Annotated in this window: 15 protein-coding genes and 1 pseudogene; 9 read left to right on the plus strand and 7 right to left on the minus strand. The window is 46.3% G+C overall.

Annotated elements, in window-relative coordinates:
• Positions 1 to 62: 62 nt before the first annotated feature.
• The 6 genes from porV (at position 63) to purB (ending at position 7789) form a co-directional block, all read left to right on the plus strand.
• The gene (gene porV / locus LN737_RS09130) at positions 63 to 1250 is read left to right on the plus strand and encodes a type IX secretion system outer membrane channel protein PorV (protein ID WP_405518138.1); all 1188 of its coding nucleotides are present in this window, start codon (positions 63 to 65) and stop codon (positions 1248 to 1250) included.
• 99 nt (positions 1251 to 1349) lie between these two features.
• Positions 1350 to 2630: a pitrilysin family protein gene (locus tag LN737_RS09135; RefSeq protein ID WP_405518139.1), complete on the plus strand. Its 1281-nt coding sequence runs from the start codon at positions 1350 to 1352 to the stop codon at positions 2628 to 2630.
• Between the two features lie 162 nt (positions 2631 to 2792).
• Positions 2793 to 3443, plus strand: coding sequence for a glycerol-3-phosphate 1-O-acyltransferase PlsY (plsY, locus tag LN737_RS09140; RefSeq protein ID WP_405518141.1), 651 nt, complete (start codon positions 2793 to 2795; stop codon positions 3441 to 3443).
• A 152-nt stretch (positions 3444 to 3595) separates the two neighbouring features.
• Positions 3596 to 4957 (plus strand): dipeptidase, encoded by a 1362-nt coding sequence (locus LN737_RS09145; protein ID WP_405520358.1) that lies wholly within the window; start codon positions 3596 to 3598, stop codon positions 4955 to 4957.
• 53 nt (positions 4958 to 5010) lie between these two features.
• Complete coding sequence (locus tag LN737_RS09150; RefSeq protein WP_405518143.1) at positions 5011 to 6429, plus strand: DUF1207 domain-containing protein; 1419 nt, start codon at positions 5011 to 5013, stop codon at positions 6427 to 6429.
• Between the two features lie 19 nt (positions 6430 to 6448).
• A complete protein-coding gene (purB, locus tag LN737_RS09155; RefSeq protein WP_405518145.1) occupies positions 6449 to 7789 on the plus strand; it encodes an adenylosuccinate lyase in 1341 nt (446 codons plus the stop codon).
• A gap of 61 nt (positions 7790 to 7850) precedes the next feature.
• Here purB and proC read toward each other — a convergent pair whose 3' ends face one another.
• The 7 genes and pseudogenes from proC to LN737_RS09190 form a co-directional block, all read right to left on the minus strand.
• Positions 7851 to 8654, minus strand: a complete 804-nt coding sequence (proC, locus tag LN737_RS09160) for a pyrroline-5-carboxylate reductase (protein ID WP_405518146.1) — start codon at positions 8652 to 8654, stop codon at positions 7851 to 7853.
• A gap of 96 nt (positions 8655 to 8750) precedes the next feature.
• Positions 8751 to 9878, minus strand: a complete 1128-nt coding sequence (locus LN737_RS09165; RefSeq protein WP_405518148.1) for a TlpA disulfide reductase family protein — start codon at positions 9876 to 9878, stop codon at positions 8751 to 8753.
• 9 nt (positions 9879 to 9887) lie between these two features.
• The gene (gene gatB, locus LN737_RS09170) at positions 9888 to 11369 is read right to left on the minus strand and encodes an Asp-tRNA(Asn)/Glu-tRNA(Gln) amidotransferase subunit GatB (RefSeq protein ID WP_405518150.1); all 1482 of its coding nucleotides are present in this window, start codon (positions 11367 to 11369) and stop codon (positions 9888 to 9890) included.
• Between the two features lie 98 nt (positions 11370 to 11467).
• The gene (locus LN737_RS09175) at positions 11468 to 12304 is read right to left on the minus strand and encodes a phytoene/squalene synthase family protein (protein WP_405518152.1); all 837 of its coding nucleotides are present in this window, start codon (positions 12302 to 12304) and stop codon (positions 11468 to 11470) included.
• Between the two features lie 30 nt (positions 12305 to 12334).
• A pseudogene (locus LN737_RS09180) lies at positions 12335 to 13806 on the minus strand (phytoene desaturase family protein).
• A gap of 284 nt (positions 13807 to 14090) precedes the next feature.
• Positions 14091 to 14606 carry an RNA polymerase sigma factor gene (locus tag LN737_RS09185; RefSeq protein ID WP_405518154.1) on the minus strand — a complete coding sequence of 172 codons (516 nt, stop codon included), beginning with the start codon at positions 14604 to 14606 and terminating at the stop codon, positions 14091 to 14093.
• 355 nt (positions 14607 to 14961) lie between these two features.
• Complete coding sequence (locus LN737_RS09190; RefSeq protein ID WP_405518155.1) at positions 14962 to 15930, minus strand: SIS domain-containing protein; 969 nt, start codon at positions 15928 to 15930, stop codon at positions 14962 to 14964.
• Positions 15931 to 16037: 107 nt separating this feature from the next.
• On the opposite strand from LN737_RS09190, the gene recQ reads away from it, so the two are divergent.
• From recQ to LN737_RS09205, 3 genes are all read left to right on the plus strand, one after another.
• Complete coding sequence (gene recQ / locus LN737_RS09195) at positions 16038 to 18248, plus strand: DNA helicase RecQ (RefSeq protein WP_405518157.1); 2211 nt, start codon at positions 16038 to 16040, stop codon at positions 18246 to 18248.
• A gap of 83 nt (positions 18249 to 18331) precedes the next feature.
• Entirely contained in the window at positions 18332 to 19618 is a 1287-nt protein-coding gene (gene purD / locus LN737_RS09200; protein ID WP_405518159.1) for a phosphoribosylamine--glycine ligase, read from the plus strand.
• A gap of 102 nt (positions 19619 to 19720) precedes the next feature.
• The gene (locus tag LN737_RS09205) at positions 19721 to 20917 is read left to right on the plus strand and encodes a stage 0 sporulation family protein (RefSeq protein WP_405518161.1); all 1197 of its coding nucleotides are present in this window, start codon (positions 19721 to 19723) and stop codon (positions 20915 to 20917) included.
• Positions 20918 to 20944 lie beyond the last annotated feature (27 nt).

Raw genomic sequence — 20944 nt, forward strand, 5'->3', positions numbered from 1 at the left:
TTGACCCGGCAGAACCTTCATATACTTTGAGTAAGTTCTTGTCGTTGACCAACATCCTTTGTATGAAGCGTAATTTAGCTTATATCTTTCTTGCCGTTTTTTGTTCAATCTCCTTCGTTGCCACCGCACAATCGTCATTAACCGCTCTGAGTGGGCAGCAGTTGAATGTTCCGACCTCATCGGTACCGTTTTTGAATTTCACACCCGATGCCCGTTCGGGGGCCTTAGGGGAAGCTGGCGTTGCCTTGGGTGATGCAGATGCGAACTCCGTTTTCTGGAACCCCGCAAAGTTGATCTTTGCCAAACAGAATTCTGGCGGTGCCATTTCCTATACCCCCTGGCTGCGGAACTTGATCGGTGATATGTACTATACCAACTTAAGTGCTTTTGGGAAAGTTGGTAAAAACACAGCAATAGCGGGTTCATTACTTTATTTCGATCTGGGTACGGTTGATTTTACGACAAATACAGGCGTTGCAGCGGGTACGTTTAACTCTCGTGAGTACGCTATAACCGGGTCGATTTCTCAACGGCTCTCGCAAAATCTGGCACTGGCTCTTAACGTAAAATATCTGAATTCTAACCTGGCAGCTGGTAGTTCGATTCAGGGGCTAAAGCCAGGCGGAACGGCCGCTGCTGACATTGCGCTCTATTACCACAATGAAACGCGTGACCGTTCAACTGGCCAGGGGTTGGGCTGGGGTTGGGGCGCTATGATCTCCAATCTTGGCGGACGTATTAACTATGGTGGGAACGAACGGTATTTTATTCCAACCAATCTGCGCCTGGGAACGGGTCTGACTTATTACGTTGATCAGTACAATAAATTCAATTTTGTTCTGGATTTCAACAAGTTAATGGTACCAACGCCTAATGTGGTGAATGGCGTGAACCAGAATGGTAATAAAGATTATTTCAGTTCCGTATTTGGCTCGTTTGCCGATGCACCGGGCGGATTTAGTGAGGAACTTAAAGAAGTAACCATTTCAACTGGTGTCGAGTATTGGTATAATGACCAGTTTGCTGCCCGGGTTGGTTATTTTAATGAATCCAACGATAAAGGCGGCCGGAAATATTTTACAACCGGTATCGGGCTGCGCCTTCAGGATCGGTTTGGTGTCGATTTCTCCTACCTGCTGCCTGTCAAACAAGGTAACCCATTATCGCAAACCTTCCGGATTTCGTTGTTGCTCAATTTCAACAAATCCAATCGACTTAGCGATGACGACGTAACGGACGATTCTAATTAGACGTACTGCTTCGAGAGCGAAAGAGCGGAAGAATGAAAAGGCGGAACACATCCGTACTTCATTCTTCTACTCTTTCGCTCTCCGCTTTTTGATACTCAAATGCTCTTCGATAGAACTCAGCCGCCTGCTTTTCAGGCCCTTCAGGAAATTCGGATTCCCTCCGTACAGACCCGGCAGTTAGATAATGGTGTTTCGCTTCACGTAATTGCCGTTTCACAGCAGCCTGTACTTCGCCTGGAATGTGTGTTTGATGCAGGCTCGTGGCACGAACAAGTGCCTGGGACCGCATTTTTCGCTGTAAAGATGCTGGCAGAAGGCACTCATCTGCATACGTCGGCACAGATTAGCGAATACTTAGATCGCTACGGAGCATTTCTCGAACTGAATAGTGGTCCAGATCGGGCCAGCGTAGTGGTTTACTGCCTGACCAAGTTTCTGCCCCGTGTGTTGCCTCTACTACGGGAAATGCTTACGGAGTCTATTTTTGCGCAGAAAGAACTGGAAGAACTCCGAAATATTACGCTCCAGAACCTGCGGGTCAATTACGAAAAAAACGCGTACCTGGCGGGAGTGCTCCTCCGTGAAAAACTGTTTGGGGCAAATCATCCGTACGGTCGTAGTCAGCGTCCTGAATTCGTTTCGCAACTCACACAAGCGGAAGTGATTGACTTCTACAAGAGAACAATTCGAATGGCCTCGTTTCAAATCATTTTGGCTGGGGATGCTACAGAAAATGAAATACTGCTGATCAATAAAGAACTCGGACAACTGCCGACTCAACAAAATAGACTGGCCCCTGTTGTCGGCGATACGGTGCCTGACAGCAACTTGCCTGTACTGGCCGAAAAACCGGATAGCATTCAGTCATCGATTCGGTTAGGGCGTCGTTTGTTTAACCGAGCCCATCCCGATTTTTTTAAGATGCTGGTAACGAATGAAGTATTGGGTGGCTATTTTGGCTCAAGACTGATGAAAAATATCCGGGAAGAGAAAGGATTTACGTATGGGATATCGTCGAATATGCCAGCTTTCCGGCGCGATGGTTATTTTCTGATTGGCACGGATGTCAACAAGGAAAATACGCAACAGACCTTGGACGAAATCAGCAAAGAAATTCGAATTCTGCAATCCGAACCGGTTCCGCAGGATGAATTAGACGTAGTGAAAAACTACATGGCTGGTGAGTTTGTAGGTTCGTTGAACACACCCTTTGAGATTGCTGATCGCTATAAAGTAATTCTGCTGGATGGGTTGCCTACTGATTTCCTGACAACGTACATTCAGAATATACGGTCAGTTACAGCCACGGATGTTATGGAAATGGCTACACAGTATCTGGCAACTGAGCAGCTAAGTGAGGTGGTCGTGGGCGGAAAATAAACCTAGTCAGGTGTTTAGCTAATTAGTCAACTAGTGTTATAGATTAGAACGATTGGACCATTGGCAACAATCCCTTAATTTTGGGGTTACATTCCTTTTATAAGGTCGATAGATCTAACCCATCGACTGCTTTATCCAATTACCTGTTTAACTAAACTTTTGATGAACGTATTTCTGATCAGCGTCACCACAGTAATCGCCTATTTGCTTGGCTCAATTCCCACCGCCGTTTGGTATGGACAGGGCTTTTTTGGTCTTGACATTCGTAAATATGGTAGCGGTAACGCTGGTGCCACAAACACGTTTCGGGTATTGGGTAAACGAGCTGGTACTATTGTTTTGCTGATTGATGTATTGAAAGGGTACACAGCAGCCAGTTTGTCGACCTTACTTTGGTATACAGATGTTATTACTGAAAATGAGATTCTTACGTTCAAGATTGTTTTCGGGCTGGTGGCTGTCATCGGCCATTTATACCCTGTTTTTGCCAATTTCAAAGGCGGAAAAGGGGTAGCTTCCTTACTGGGGATGATGTTGGCTACTCATCCCGAAATGGCGGCTGTTTGTATCGGTATTTTTCTACTGGTGGTTATCGCTTCGCAGTACGTATCGCTGGGGTCCATTATGGCAGCTCTGGCGTTTCCGGTTCTGCTGTTACTTCAGATTTTTGGCCAGAAAGAAAATCCATTACTAATTGTTTTTGGCTTTGTGATTTTTCTTCTGGTTGTAATAACACACCAAAAAAATATTGGCCGGTTATTACGTGGTGAAGAAAATCGAACCAAACTGATCCGCTTCCGGAAAAAGTCTTAATCGAAGAAACCTATTTCTAATGCTAATCGACGCCCCGTCGTTGCGCGAAAAGTGCGTAACTTCGGGGCGAACTTTTTACAAGTCGATAGGCAACAGTTATTCATTACCTTATTGGTACGGCTAACGACTGTCGGCTAATGACGATTGACTTCATGACGACCTATCTCGAAACGAACAAGCAACGGTTTTTAGACGAGTTACTTGATTTATTACGTATTCCCTCGGTTTCGGCCGATTCTAGTTTCAAAGGCGACGTCCGGCGGGCGGCCGAATTTGTTAAAGACAAATTAGCGGCTGCGGGTCTGGATAATGCTCAGCTTTACGAAACGCCCGGCCATCCGGTGGTTTACGCCGAAAAAATTGTGGACCCGGCCCGGCCAACAGTTCTGGTTTATGGCCATTACGATGTTCAGCCTGCCGACCCGTACGAACTCTGGAACTCACCACCTTTTGAACCGACCATACGTAACGAACGGATCTATGCTCGTGGCGCCTGCGACGATAAAGGGCAGTTTTATATGCACATTAAGGCTATCGAAGCCATGTTGGCAACCGACGGGCTTCCCTGCAATGTGAAGGTCATGATCGAAGGGGAGGAAGAAGTTGGCTCCGATCATCTTGGTACGTTCGTGGTTGAGAATCGTGATATGCTGAAAGCCGATGTTATTCTGATTTCAGATACGAGCATTATATCTAACGAAACCCCTTCGCTCGAAACCGGGTTACGGGGCTTGTCGTATGTAGAAGTACAGGTGACGGGGGCGAATCGGGACCTGCATTCGGGTGTTTATGGTGGTGGCGTAGCCAATCCAATCAATGTTTTGTGCGAAATGATTGCCTCCCTGCACGACGAAAACGGACGGATTACAATTCCTGGTTTTTATGATAACGTCGTGGACCTTAGTTCAGAGGAGCGCGCTGAATTAGCCAAAGCCCCGTTCGATCTGGACGAATACAAACGTGATCTGGCCATCAACGACGTTATGGGTGAAACGGGATACTCGACAATTGAACGTACATCCATTCGCCCAACCCTCGACGTAAACGGTATTTGGGGTGGCTATACGGGTGAAGGGGCTAAAACTGTATTACCGTCAAAAGCATCGGCTAAAATCAGTATGCGCCTGGTGCCTGATCAGACGCCCGACGAAATTACCGATCTGTTTACCAAACACTTTACAGCTATTGCGCCCGCTGGTGTAACGGTGCAGGTAACCCCTCACCACGGCGGCATGCCTTACGTAACGCCCGTCGATTCGGTAGAGTTTGAAGCCGCCAGCAAGGCATTTGAAGATGCCTGGGGAAAGAAACCCATTCCAACGCGGGGAGGGGGCAGTATTCCCATTACGGCTTTGTTTGAAAAAGAACTTGGTATCAAGTCCATCCTGATGGGTTTTGGCCTGGATACCGACGCCCTGCATTCGCCCAATGAAAGCTACGGTCTTTTCAACTTTTACAAGGGCATTGAAACCATTCCGTATTTCTACAAACATTACGCAGCACTTAAACAATAGTCATTCCGTTGAGGGATCTTACTACGCGCTTCAGGAACACCTTTTTTTATTTTATGAGAAAAATGCTGTCGGTTCTTCTGCTGAGTTGTTTGGCAGGAACATTGGCTTTCGCACAGCAAACGCCAACAACTTCATCCACTCGCCCATTGACGCCTGCTGAACAGAAGCAGAAAGAAAAAATTGAGCGTGAAATTCAGCGGGAACGCCAGATTCGGGCCGAATGGGCGCAGAAACAGCGCGAGTATGAAGCAAAGCAAGCTGAAAAAGAACGGCAAAAGCAGGCCAAAAAAGCGGGAAAACCGCTGGAAACTGTAGAGCCACCCAAAACGAAGCCAACGCCCGCTCCTGCGGCAGTCACCCCAGCTACGCCAATACCTACGCCATCAGCCAATCAGCCAATAGCGCCGGTAGTAGCTGCTCCAGCAGAACCCACCCGTAAGGAAAAACGCGAAAAACGTAAGAAAGAAGCCAAAACTGAGCCAGTAACCGCTCCTGCAGTAACGAATACGCCAGCAGAAGCGACTCATCCTGAGACGGTTGAAGCTAGTCCTGCAGAGACGGAGAAAGCCCCCACGCCTGTGGAAGTGGCAAAGCCTGAGCGTACCAGACGTCAGAAAAAAGAAAAAGTGCGGCCCGCTGAGCCAGCTGTGATAACGGAGCCATCTTCGACTGAACCGACAGCATCGCGTCCACGACGCGAATTCCTGCCTAAAGGGCATTTGTTTGACCCAATTGTGCTGGACCCCCTAGAGGCCCAAACGTACGGTAGCGTTCTGCCCGGCTACTGGACCGAAGGAAAAAAATATGCTGGCAGTATCATTCCCTTTGCCTTCGGATTTGCCAAGCCATTTTATCGGCGGACCACTGATCCCGGTCGGGCAGAAGAGTGGGTACTTGATTTAGCTTCCTATACACAATTTGAGGCTTACCACGATAGTAAGCTAAATAAAGCCCGGCGGCAAATCATGAATAATGATTACAAAATCAGTATCATTTACAACATTCGCCGGGGCGACAACAACTACCGGATTCGGGTTTATCATCTGTCTTCTCATTTAGGCGACGATTACATCTACCGGAATCAGATTACAGCTCCTTCACCCAATTCTGTTAATTACGAATTGCTGGATTTTACGTATAGCCGCACGGTAAACAACTGGCGCCTGTACGGCGGAGCCGGAGTTGTATTACGTAAAACAGAGGAACGTAAACCGATAAGCGCTCAATTGGGGTTATTCTATAAAAAGCCTTCGACAAATGCTGCCCGATTGGTAGGGGGAGTCGACGTTAAATTCTGGCAGCAGACCGATTTCCGGCCGGGTATTCATGGTGGAGTTGGCATCGAGTTAGGCCGGACACAAAACAATCTGACATTTCTGGTAGAAGGCTATTCGGGCTTCCGTCCTTACAGCCAGTTTGAAGACCAGCAAACTTCCTGGATTGGGGTGGGTGTTTATCTGAACCCGTTCTGATTTCAATATACGTTCTTATATGGATTTAACTGCATTAACTGCCATATCGCCTGTTGATGGTCGGTACCGATCACAGGTTGAAGCGCTGGCTCCTTACTTTTCTGAGTTTGGCCTGATTCGTTACCGGGTTCGCATTGAGATTGAGTACTTTATTGCTCTCTGTGAGTGGCCAGTTCCGGAGCTGGATAAGGTTGACCCGGCGGAGTTTGCTTCGTTACGGTCGCTCTACGAAAACTTTACCGAGGCCGATGCCCTGCGGATCAAAGCCATCGAGAAAACGACCAATCACGACGTGAAGGCTGTCGAATATTTTATTAAGGAAAAGCTCAAAGGAACGGCCGTTGCGCCCTTTCTGGAGTTTATTCATTTTGGCCTAACCTCGCAGGATATCAACAATACGGCTATCCCGCTTCTGCTGAGCGATGCGCTTGATATAGAAGTTGTGCCAACGTATCGGCAGGTGTTTGTTCGATTGCAGCAACTAGCCCAACAGTGGGCAAACATACCCATGTTGGCCCGTACGCATGGACAACCGGCCTCACCAACGCGACTGGGTAAAGAACTGCTCGTATTTGTTGAACGGATTGAAAAACAACTGGAAATACTGTCAGCTATACCGACAGCGGCCAAATTTGGTGGGGCAACCGGAAATTTTAATGCTCACCTAGTCGCCTATCCAAAAGAAGACTGGAAGAAATTTGGTGATAAATTCGTCGAAAGTCTGGGAATGGTACGTAGCGAATTTACTACGCAGATCGAGCATTACGATATGCTGGCTGCTACGCTCGACGCATTTAAGCGCCTGAATACCATCCTGATCGACCTCGATCGGGACATCTGGACGTATGTGTCCATGAATTATTTCAAGCAAAAACTGAAGGCGGGCGAGGTAGGCTCATCGGCAATGCCGCACAAGGTGAACCCAATTGATTTTGAAAATTCGGAAGGTAATCTGGGTATTGCCAACGCCATTTTTGAGCACCTGTCTGGCAAACTACCCATCTCGCGGCTTCAGCGCGACCTGACCGATTCAACGGTTCTGCGGAGTATTGGAGTACCGTTTGCTCATTCGATCATTTCATTGAAATCGACGCTGAAAGGGTTGGATAAACTGGAATTGAATCAGGCAGCCATCAATGCTGATCTTGAAGATAACTGGGCGGTTGTGGCTGAGGGTATCCAGACTGTTCTTCGTCGGGAGGGGTATCCGCAACCTTATGAAGCCCTGAAAGCGCTGACGCGGACAAACGAGAAAATAACGGCTACTACCATCCGGCAGTTTATTGATGAGCTGAACGTATCGGATGCCGTGAAAACGGAACTTCGAGCCATCACGCCTTTCACTTATACAGGAATTTAACGTAACGACCGTGCTGGCTTTCCATGTAAATTATAGGAGCCAGCACAGTTGTTACGTTGGATTATCCCTTCGATAGTTCGGTAGCGCGCACCTGAGCAGCCTTAATGCCCGTTACTAACGTATCGGCCAACTCGCCTTTTTCAAATTCACGCAGAGCCGCTTCGGTTGTGCCACCTTTTGACGCTACAGCTTTGATAAGATCATCCAGGGATTTATCCGCGTTATTAATGAGATGATACGCGCCGAGCATCGTTTGCTTAACCAGCAAAGCTGATACGGCGTCATCGAAACCCATCTGCTTGCCAGCATCAATCATCGCCTTCACTACGTAGTAAAAATAGGCCGGACCGCTGCCACTAAGCGCCGTTACGGCATCGATCATCGATTCGTCTTCAAGAAAGATGGATCTGCCGGTAGCGTTAATAAGGTTTTCGACTTTGCGCAGGCTGGTTAAATCAACCTCTTTAGCGGCAGTAAATCCCGTAATGCCCATACCCAGCATGGCGGGTGTATTTGGCATGGCACGTACGACCAGTGGATGAGCTAGCTTTTCCTGAATTTGTGCAATGGGAATGCCGGCCATAATCGATAGAATGATTTGACGCGGCTGAATGACGGCACGTAGTGATTCATAAACACTGTTAAAATCCTGCGGTTTGACCGATAGAATGATCAGGTCCGTCTCGCCAACATGTGGCCCAATCGTATCGACAACTACACCTGCTTTTTCCAGTCTCAGTGTATCAGAACGATCCGTACTTTTTTCGATCAGGAGCAGATCGTCTTTTTTTACAAGATCATACTGAAGAAAGGACTTGGCAAAAGCCATACCCATATTGCCACAACCAATAATTGCGATTTTCATAAAATAGCCGGGGAATGAACCAGACGGTGAGTCAAATAGATATAAAAAAGGGTCAGGTTTATTGGCCTGACCCCACAAAACTACAAAACGAATTCGCTACTTCAGAACCTCTTCCAGTTTCTGCTCTAAGGCATCTCCTCGCAGGTTCTTGGCAATTATCTTCCCGTCTTTATCGAGCAGAAACGTAGCCGGAATGGCTTGAACGCCGTACTGTTGAGCCGCTGCTGATTGCCAGAATTTCAGATCCGATACATGTGTCCAGGTCAGATTATCGTTTCGAATGGCTTTTGTCCAGTTGGCTTTGGCCTGATCGAGCGATACGCTGTAAATCTCAAAACCCTTATCCTTGAACTTATTGTACATCCGAACAACGTTTGGATTTTCGGCCCGGCAGGGTCCACACCACGAAGCCCAAAAGTCGATCAGTACGTATTTGCCACGTAGCGAAGACAACGTAACCGATTTTCCGGTGGTATCGCTGAGAGCAATTTCGGGAGCCTGTGCGCCAACCGATACCCCTTTGATACGAGCCACCCGACCGATTAGGGACTTGGCATGTGGGCTGTTTGGGTTTTCTTTTTCAAACCGTTGAGCCAGCGCATCATACGTAGCGAAGTCGCTGTCGATATTAATAAAATTAAGCGCAAACAGCGACACCAGCGAGGTGCCCATTTCAGGAAGCATCGCTTTTACCTTGTTGACTACGTCGGCTTCAGCGGCTGTGTATTCCTGCTCAATCTGAGCCATTTTTTTATTGTCCTTTTTCTCTGTTGCCGCAGCAGCCTGTTTATTCCAGTTGGCCACTTTAGCGTCCATATCCATACGAAGTGCATTCAGCTTTTCGTAGTACTCCATATTTTTAGAACCAGAAACGGTCGATTTTCCCATCTGGCCCGTTTTGGCGTCCATCCGGTATCCATCCGCTGTTACGTTCAGCGTTTCGCCCCCTTCCAGCAGGAGCGCCATTTTCTGGCCGCCACCAACGTTCAGAATCAATACCTCACCACCATCGTTTACTTTATTGCTTAGTGTGAAGCTATGGTCGGCGCCGACTTTAGTGGAGTCGATTTTGCGGGTAGGCTGGCTGTTTGCTTCCAGGTAAACGTAGCTGCCCGGTGCGGCATTTTTGACGGTTCCTTTTACTGTAAACGGCTTGGTGCCCTGAGCATTTGCCGTCAGGCCAATAACCAGCAGAACGGCAATAGTCAATATTGAATTTTTCATAAGGTTAATCTATAACATCTTCGCTAACAACTGATTCACCAATTTTGGGTCGGCTGAACCTTTTGATTTTTTCATCACTTCGCCGACAAACAGGCCCAGCAGATTTTTCTTGCCTTTGCGGTATTGCTCCACTTTATCGGGCCAGGCTGCCAGTACTTCTTCTACCAACGCTTGTAATGCATCCGTATTGCGATTCTGCACCAAACCGTTTGTTTGGGCGAGGTCGGCGGGCGATGCATCTGGTTGTTCGATCATCAATGTAAATACCTGATGAGCTGCCGTTTGACTTATTGTCCCGTTGTCAATCAAGGAAAGAAGGGCCGCTAATCGTTCGGCCGATACTGGAAACTGCCGATCACGTAACGTTTTTTCGTTCAGATGACCTTTTACGGGTCCCATAATCCAGTTCGACGCAGCTTTATAATTGGTAGTATGGGCACAAACCGCTTCGAAATAGTCAGCCAATTCTCTGGCGTCGGTCAGCAGAGCGGCATCATAATCGGGCAAGCCATAGTGAGTTATGAACTTCTGATAAAGGGCAGCCGGAAGCATAGGCATATTGGCCTGAACATCGGCCAGCCATGCATCCGAAATAACGACTGGCGTTAGATCTGGATCGGGGAAGTACCGATAGTCGTTCATGGTTTCTTTCTCGCGCATGGCGTAGCTCAAACCCGTTGCCGCATCGAAGGTACGGGTTTCCTGTATGATACGTCCACCCGACTCTGTAAGGTCCACCTGCCGCCGAAATTCGCTTTCCACAGCCCGCATTACGTTTCGAATGGAGTTCAGGTTTTTGACTTCAACTTTTGTGCCCAGGTGCGTTGCGCCTTTCGGTCGGATAGAAATATTTACATCGCAACGTAACGAACCTTCTTCCATGTTCCCATCACAGATATCCAGATACCGAACCAGCCGTCGGACTTCGGTTAGGTATTGACCGGCTTCATCGGCAGTACGGATACACGGGTCTGTTACCATTTCGATCAAGGGTGTTCCGGCCCGGTTATAGTCCAGTTGCGTAGCCCATTCATCACCATCGTGGATGCTTTTTCCGGCATCTTCTTCAAGATGGATATGATGAATCTGAATCGTTGTTTGATACGTTTGGTGTGTCTCGGGGTCTTTGGCTTTTACCAGAATGCCGCCCCCAACGCAAATCGGGCCTTTATCCTGCGATAGCTGATACCCTTTGGGCAGGTCTGGATAAAAATAATTTTTACGGGCAAAAACGTTGTGGCGTGTGATTTCACTACCACAGGCAAGGCCCATCCGAATAGCATATTCAACGGCTTTGCGGTTCAATTTAGGCAGTGTGCCCGGATGTCCTAACGTAATGACACTGATGTTTGTATTCGGCTCCGATCCAAAAGTATTGGCGTCGGCGGCAAAAATTTTGCTGTGAGTCAACAACTGGCAGTGTACTTCCAGTCCAATAACGGCTTCATAACGTGCCAGGATTTCCGGCGAAAGGGTCGCTTCGACTACCATTGTCAGAAACTAAAATGATTCGGGACAAAGATAGCGAAAAGGCGCGGAGGGCTAACCGTTTGATACGTTACAACTTAATCAGGAAGGCAAGGTATGGGCTATATCACGTTCAGCCGATACTTCAGATACGTTTGGGCCAGCAGCGCTATTTTTTGTGGATTTGGAACCCGAACCCGTTCGGACTGTATGCGGGAAGCCGATAAGCGCTTGATCTTATTGAAGAGTTTTAAATAATATTTATAAGCCAGATAGACGCCCATCCGTGCACCACGCGGCAAATTCATAATACCGATATACGCTTCATCAAAATCACTCTGTATATCCACTTCAATCCGCTGCTTGGCATCACCACTAAAATCATTGAAATCTACACCTGGAAAATACGTGCGCCCTCGCTCGACAAAGTCACTTTTCAGGTCGCGTAAAAAATTTACCTTTTGAAAGGCGGACCCCAGTTTTCGAGCGGGTTCACGTAAATGATCAAATTCGTTACAATCTCCTTCGCAAAATACCCGCAGACACATCAGCCCCACCACTTCAGCCGACCCATAAATGTATTCATTGTAGTTACGGGCATCGTATTCCTGATAATACAGATCCATTTCCATGCTTTTTAGAAAAGCATCAATCAGTTCATGGTCAATATTATACTCACGAACCACCCATTGAAAGGATTGTAGCACTGGATTCAGACTGATCCCTTCTTCAATGGCCTGATACGTATCGTGTTTGAAACGCTCAAGCAGGGTTTTCTTATCATATTCATGGAACGTATCGACGATCTCATCGGCATACCGTACAAAACCATAGATGGCATAGATGGGGAAATGGAATTTACGGTCAAGCGTCTTAATACCCAACGTAAACGACGTACTGTAACGCTCAGTAATTAATTTACTGCATTCCAGTGCGGTTTTATTGAATAATGCCATCATATGAAAAAGAGGGTGGGTTAAGGTGGTAAATTAGGGAAATTCATTGGCAACTTCATCGGCAACGACCAATCCTGAAATGAGGGAAGGGGGACACCCGGTCCGGGAACGGTGAGTTGACCGGTGTAGAACAAGTTGTTTACCCTTTTGTTCTTTAACGATGGTTTTAGTAATGCCGTCTGTTTTAGTGTATTTGCCAGCCCATATGCATTGCCTCGAAAAGCATTATAATCCTGTTTGAAGTCACTGTGTGCATAATCGCGTCTGAAAATTAGATGATTACGGATACTTTCTCCTACGTAAGCTTCAAGTCGATCCATAATGATCTGAAAATATCGTTCGCGCGTTTCGGGGTCGTCGGTCAGGTCAGGGGCAACGGGAATTAGCAGAAATAAATTTTCACAGCCGTCAGGCGCTACGCTCGGATCTGTTTTGGAAGGGGCTGATGCATAAAACAGGGGTTTGCTAGGCCAGCGGGGCGTTTCGTAAATTTCCTGAGCGTGAAGGGCGAAATCTTCGTCGAAAAAAAGATTATGATGTTGCAAGCGTGGAATTCGTTTCCCAACTCCCAGATAAAACAAGAGCGAAGAGGGCGCCATTACCCGACTTTTCCAGTACGCGTCGTCGTAGTTGCGATAAGCGGGGTCGATTAGCTTGGTTTCGACATGGTTATAATCGGCACCAGCAACAACAACGTCAGTCTCGAATATGCATTGGTCTGTAACAATACGCCGGGCATTTCCCGCTGTGACCTCTATTTTCTCAACTGCCTGGTTGAGCAAAATTTTAACACCCTTTTCTTCGGCCAGGCTAACCATAGCCTTAACGATTTCGTGCATACCGCCCATTGGATACCAGGTACCCAATGCCATTTCTGCATAGTTCATCAGACTATACATGGCAGGCGTATTTTGCGGAGTCGCCCCTAAAAAGAGAATAGGAAACTCGATAATTTCGAGCAGACGTGGGTTTTTGAAGAACTTGCGGGCGTGATTCGCAAACGACTGAAACACATCCAGGCGGGTTACGTCATAGAGTAATTTCAGGTTCAGAAATTCTGTGATCGACCGGCTTGGCTTCCACACGAATTTGTTCATGCCAACATCGTACTTATATGCAGCCTGTTTCAGAAACTCCCGAAGCCTAAGCCCACTACCGGGTTCGAATTTTTCAAAAAGTATTTCTAATTCATCTAAACCGGCGGGAATATCAACAACTTCATTCGCTGCGAAAATGACACTATAGGAGGGATCAAGCCGAACCAGGTTGTAATAATCGGATGGTTTTTTGCCGAAGCGAGCAAAGTAGGTTTCAAAAACATCAGGCATCCAATACCAGCTCGGGCCCATATCGAACGTAAAGCCCTTTGCCTGAAACACTCGTGCACGGCCACCTGGGGCGTTATTTTTTTCGAGAAGAGTAACGTCGTAGCCTTTATGAGCGAGACTGGTAGCAGCAGCCAGACCAGCAAAACCAGCTCCAATAACAAAAACGCGCTGGGGCATTATAATTGGGTTAATTGACTAAGTAGGTAAATAATTGATGAAGCAATTTGTTTCCTAAACGTACTCAATAACCTTTGGTTTATTAAACCCTAATTTCTCTGCTAAATGGTAATTGCTTGTCTATCAATGGGTATAAAACAAAAAAGTTGGGCAGAACTCTACCCAACTTTTCGAACCTTCCTCTTTTTTAACCAAAAACTACTCAATCAATATTAATTAGACGGAAGGTGTATAATGAGGTCTCGCCAGAGGCAAAAAAAATTTTATTTTTTTTGATGCCCTCCTTAGGCGTTGAAATATGCGTAAACCTTGAGTTGATCTTTTAATTCTTTGCGCGCAATATGAATCCGGTTTTTCACCGTTCCAATGGGGATATTTAGTTTAGCTGCGATCTCGTGGTATTTAAAACCACGGAAATGCATCATAAATGGGGTCTTATACGTATCATCAAGGCCATTTACTGCCCGATTGATATCATCCTGAGCGAACGAGGAATAAGCCAGATTTTCCGTGCTGCTTTCTATCGAATTAATATAATGCAGGTTATCGGTTGTATCAATGAAGGTGTTTTTACGAACCATACGTTGATAGTTGGTGATGAAGGTATTCTTCATAATCGTATACAACCAGGCTTTAAGGTTCGTGCCATCCGTATATTTATCGCGATTGGTGAACGCTTTCAGTAGTGTGTCCTGTAAAAGATCGTTTGCATCTTCAACATCTTTCGTTAAACGAAGTGCAAATGGACGTAACGATTTTGACACTTTACCAATATGATTTGTAAATTCAAGAGCGGTCATGGCTGTTTACGTTTTTTTGTTAAACCTGAGTCTGCATATCATTTATACAAAAAGATAACCAGTCTTGCCGGAAATCGGGGAAGGAAAAAAGTCAAAAGCTTAAATCCTTTAAATTCAGTCATTTAACCTTTAAATAATTCGTTCGCTACTATCTATACGTTGCGGTAAAAATAGACAAACTGTGGAATAATTCCCCCATTGTGTGGAATTTGAGGTGTAGATTTTGTTTAAACTTTGTGGAAAAAGCTTGAACAGCTGGACTGAGCGCTCTACACAAAGAAAACAGGCTGGCTTACGCACCTTTCTGAAAGGTTGTAAACCAGCCTGTACGTGTCTGATAATCTATAGAAAAAGTTTACAGTAGTCCCTCTTTCAGTAAGTCATGCAAGTGCACAAATCCCTGAACGTAGCCCGTTTCGGCTACTATAAGCTGGGTAATGTCCCGCTCTTCCATCAGTTGTAGGGCGGCTACGGCATATTCATCGGGCGCAATACAAACCGGCGATGGTGTCATGACATCCTGCGCACACAGCTGCCAGAAGGAATTTTCCTCGTAAGCCACACGTCGAATATCACCATCCGTTATAATACCTTTTAAGAGGCCATCTTCATCAACAACGGCCGTAGCGCCTAAGCGATTTGCCGAAATTGTGAAGATCACATCCCGGATCAACGTACCAGGCAAAACCTTTGGGCATTGATTGTTGGGGAAAATATCGGACACTTTTAAATAAAGCTTCTTGCCCAATGATCCACCCGGATGATAACGGGCAAAATCCTGTCGGGTAAATCCGCGAATTTCTAATAAACTAACGGCCAGCGCATCGCCAAGAGCAAGAGCCACCGTAGTGCTGGTCGTAGGAGCCAAGTTAAGCGGGTCTGCTTCGTGTTCGGCATGAGCGTGAAGCACATAATCAACGTGCTTTGCCAGATAAGAATCGCGGCTGCTAACAAGGGCAATCAACTGAACCCCTGTACGTTTCAGCAAGGGTAATAAAACCTTAATTTCAGCAGTATTCCCACTCTTTGAGATAATCAGAACAACATCATTGCTTTGAATCATGCCCAGATCGCCATGAATGGCATCGGCCGCATGCATAAACAGCGACGGTGTGCCTGTTGAATTAAGAGTGGCCACAATTTTCTGCCCGATAAGAGCGCTTTTGCCAACCCCTGTGACCACCACACGTCCAGCCGTGTTGAGAATCATTTCGACAATGGCATTGAATTGTTCGTCAAGCAAATCCACGGCATCACGGATTGCTTTAGCCTCGGCCAACAATACCGAACGGGCAATAGTCTGAGGATTTTTTATTACTTTCAATGTCAGTTTTGATAATCACGAATACTTTGCTTTGTATATTCGCTAACTTTATAAAGCAAAGATACGGCAAGCAAACAGAGTAAAGTAACTTTTGTACGATTTGTAGAATGATGCAGGTTGATCAGTCAGTTCATACTACCCTCAAAGAACGACTTAAAGAAATATTCGGGTATGGTCAGTTCCGGGGAGAACAGGAAGCAATTATTTATAGCATTATGGCTGGGCGTAATACGTTCGTTATCATGCCTACCGGGGCTGGTAAGTCACTATGCTATCAACTGCCTGCTATTGTCAGCGAAGGCACAGCCGTAGTGATTTCGCCCCTGATAGCCCTGATGAAAAATCAGGTTGATCAGCTAAATGCGTTCGGAATAAATGCCCAGTTTCTGAATTCGACGCTCTCAAAAGCCGAAATGAATAAGGTTAAGAAGGACACTTTAAATGGTTCGCTTAAGCTTCTTTATATTGCTCCAGAGTCGTTGACGAAGGAAGAAAATTTGGATTTTTTAAAGAAGGCCAATATTTCGTTTGTCGCCATCGACGAAGCTCACTGTATCTCGGAATGGGGACATGACTTCAGGCCGGAGTATCGAAAAATACGTGGGATTGTCGATAACATTGGTAACCTGCCGGTGATCGCGCTTACCGCTACCGCTACGCCCAAAGTACAGCAGGATATTCAGAAAAACCTGCAAATGGAGGACGCTAATCTGTATAAGTCGTCTTTCAACCGGAAGAACCTGTACTATGAAATAAAGCCTAAGGTAGACGCCAAAAAGCAGCTTATTAAATATATAAAGCAGAACAAAGGCAAGTCGGGGATTATCTATTGCTTAAGCCGCAAAACTGTTGAAGAGATTGCCGAGCTGCTGAATGTAAATGATATAAAAGCGTTGCCTTATCATGCTGGTCTGGACCCGCAAACGCGGATGAACAACCAGGATGCCTTTCTGAATGAGGATGTAGACGTTATCTGTGCTACCATTGCGTTCGGGATGGGGATCGATAAACCAGATGTTCGGTTTGTTATTCACTACGATGCCCCCAAATCGCTGGAAGGATATTACCAGGAAACAGGCCGGGCTGGTCGGGATGGACTGGAAGGCAACTGCGTTATGTTTTACAGCTACGACGACATTCTGAAGCTGGAAAAATTCAATAAAGATAAGCCCGTTACCGAACGCGATAATGCGAAACACCTGCTGACTGAAATGGTATCGTATGCCAATCTGGGTGTATGCCGTCGTCGTCAACTGTTGGGTTATTTCGGTGAATTTCTGGATAAAGACTGCGGCTTTTGTGACAACTGCGTAAAACCAACCGAAAAATTCAAGGTTCAGCACGAAGTAGTATTAGCGCTGCAAACGGTGTTGCAGACGGACCAGCGCTTCGATGTAGCTCACTTGGCTGATGTACTCACAGCAACCGGAAATCAGTACGTGACCAGTTATGAACACGACAGACTGGCTGTATATGGTAAGGGACTTGAGTTTAACGAAGACTGTAACTACTGGTGTTCGCTGATCAAGCAAATCACGATATATGGGTACCTCGAAAAAGATGTCGATAATTATGGCGTACTGAAGCTGACTCAGCGCGGTATGAATTACATCGAAGATCCATACCCAATCACACTTGCTAAGGATCATGATTACGAACAACTGGGTGCTGAGACGAAAGAAGACGACGATAAAGACGTAGCACCCTCATCAGGTGGTGTGGCTTATGACGAAGAATTGCTCGGGCTGCTGAAAGCGCTTCGGAAGAAAATTGCCAAAGAAAAAAATCTGCCGCCTTACGTTATCTTCCAGGAAACGTCGATGGAGGAAATGGCCACTACGTATCCTACTACGCGGGAGGAAATGGCTCAGATCAACGGCGTCGGGATGGGCAAGGTGCAGAAGTTCGGACGTCCTTTCATTGATCTGATTACCAAATACGTAGAGGACAACGAGATTGAAACGGCGAAAGATGTCGTCATTAAATCCACTGTCAATAAATCGAAGGTTAAAATCTTTATCATCCAGCAGATTGACCGTAAAATTGACCTGGATGAAATTGCCGAATCGAAGTCGCTGTCGATGGAAGAGTTAATGGAAGAAATTGAGCATATATGTTACTCCGGTACGCGACTCAATCTTGACTACTATATCAATCAGGTAATGGATGAAGATAGGCAGGACGAAATCTATGAATACTTCATGCAGGCCGAAAGCGATAATATCGCTGTGGCGATGCGAGAGTTCGGTGGGGATGATTTTACTGAACAAGATTTGCGATTGATGCGCATTAAATTCCTGTCGGAAGTAGCTAATTAAATGATGAATGATGAATGATAAATGATGAATTGGTTTCTGCCAATCGTCATTCATCATTCATCGTTCATCATTCATCATTATTTATGAATATACTTATACTTGGGTCGGGTGGGCGTGAACATGCCTTTGCATGGAAGTTGGCGCAAAGCCCGTTATGTGATACGTTGTATGTGGTACCTGGCAATGCTGGAACAGCACAGGTAGCGACAAACCTTCCTATTAGTTACAATGATTTTCCGGCAGTTGCTGATGCTATTCGGGATAAAAAGATTGATCTCCTTATTGTTGGTCCAGAGGAACCTTTAGTAAAGGGCGTTGTTGATTTTTTACGGAATGAACCCGATCTAGCTACCCTCCGGATCGTGGGCCCAGATGCAAAAGGAGCTCAGCTGGAAGGAAGCAAGGATTTCTCGAAACAATTCATGCATCGTTACGGAATCCCGACGGCTGCATCGAAGACTTTCACCGCTGAAACTCTTGATGAAGGACTGGCATACCTGGAATCACATTCGCTGCCAATCGTTATTAAAGCCGATGGACTTGCAGCCGGGAAAGGGGTAATCATCGCTGAAACAGTAGCCGTTGCCCAAACAGCACTACGTGATATGCTGGATGGACAGAAATTCGGTGAGGCCGGTAGTAAGGTGGTGATCGAGCAATTTCTGCGAGGCATTGAGTTATCGGTATTTGTGCTGACAGACGGTGTCAATTATAAAATTTTGCCCGAAGCGAAAGATTATAAACGCATCGGTGAGGAGGATACAGGGCCAAATACGGGGGGCATGGGCGCCGTTTCACCAGTAGTATTTGCCAACAAAGCGTTTTTACAGAAAGTTGAAGATAAAGTTGTTAAGCCAACGCTGGCAGGGTTGCAGCAGGAAGATATTCGTTATCAAGGCTTTATCTTTATTGGATTAATGAAAGTAAATGGGGAGCCGTTCGTTATTGAATACAACGCGCGGATGGGTGATCCCGAAACTGAAGTTGTGTTACCCCGAATCCAGAACGATCTGGTTGACCTAATGGTGGCTACAGCTGATGGTGAACTAGACAAAATTGCAGTGCAGGTGTCTCCCCAAACAGCTGTTACAACAGTTTTGGTATCGGGCGGCTATCCCGGGGACTATGTAACTGGTAAAATCATTTCTGAACTTGAACGTTTAGAAGATGTAACGGCCTTCCATGCGGGTACGTTAGTGAAAAACGGTCACGTGTTGACCAATGGTGGACGGGTCCTGGCAATAACTGCCCAGGCCAACTCACTTGAAAACGCCGTCAGGAAGTCGCAGGAAGCGGCCCGGGCTGTGCGATTTGACGGCAAACAGTACCGAAAAGACATCGGGGTTGACCTGATTCGGTACGCCGATTAATCGAGTTTTAAAGTTGTAGATTTCTGTACTTGTTAACGTAACCCGATGGGTTCATAAACGGTAGAAGTCTATAACCGTACAACTCAATAACTACATATACATATGAGTTGTAAATCCTGTGCAACCGGTGGGTGTGGCACCCAACGCGGAGCATCCGATGGCCAGAAAACGGCAACAACAGGATGCGGAAGTGGGGGGTGTAGCACTGGAGGTTGTAATAAGTTGAATTCGTTCGACTGGCTGAGCGATGTCGTTATGCCAGGCATGCAGAAGTACGATGTTGTTGAGGTGAAGTTTAAGGGTGGACGTAAAGATTACTACCGGAACGTTCATCAACTCGATCTGACAACTGGCGATTATGTTGTGGTCGAAATGCAATCAGGCTTTCATATCGGTGCTGTTTCGTTGCAAGGAGAATTGGTACGGCTGCAGGTAAAAAAACGAGCCGTTAAAATTACCGACGATACAAAGGTTATTCACCGAATTGCTACGCCCAAAGATCTTGAACGCCATGATCAGGCCATTTTGCGCGACTTACCGGCGCTTTACCGATCCCGTGAGATCGTTCGTGAATTGAACCTGAATATGAAATTGTCTGACGTTGAATTCCAGTCGGACAACACGAAGGCTACGTTTTATTATTCGTCTGAAGAGCGCGTTGATTTTCGAGAGTTAATCAAAATGCTGGCTAGTGAGTTCAAGGCACGTATTGAAATGCGGCAGATCAGCCTTCGTCAGGAAGCAGGGCGACTTGGCGGAATCGGCTCATGCGGTCGCGAGCTTTGCTGCTCTACCTGGCTTACCGATTTCAAAAACATTGCGACCTCGGCGGCCCGATATCAGAACCTATCGCTAAATCCAGCAAAATTATCGGGTCAGTGCGGTCGGCTGAAGTGCTGCCTCAATTACGAACTGGATACGTATATTGACGCGCTTCGCGATATTCCGACGATTGAGAAACCGCTGGAAACCCAAAAGGGGAGAGCTTTTTTGCAGAAGACCGACATTTTCCGCAAACTTATGTGGTTTGGCTATAGTGCCGAAAGTACATGGCATCCGCTAACTATTGCGCGCGTACTGGAGATTGTGGAACTGAACAAAAAAGGAATCATTCCAGAATCTTTCGAAGTACTAACGCCAATAGCTGAAAAAGAGCCTGTTACGGTAGCTACACTGAACAGTGATCTGCAAAAATTAGATGCCAAATACACATCGAGGGCATCGAAAAAGAAAAAGAAGAAGCCCAAAGGACCCGAAAATAATATGCCTAAACCGGCACCGACTGGTAAAGCATCCTAACAATAAACCCCGATCATTACAGTCGGG

It is taken from the genome of Spirosoma sp. KNUC1025, from assembly GCF_045160025.1.
In the GTDB taxonomy this organism is placed as follows: domain Bacteria; phylum Bacteroidota; class Bacteroidia; order Cytophagales; family Spirosomataceae; genus Spirosoma.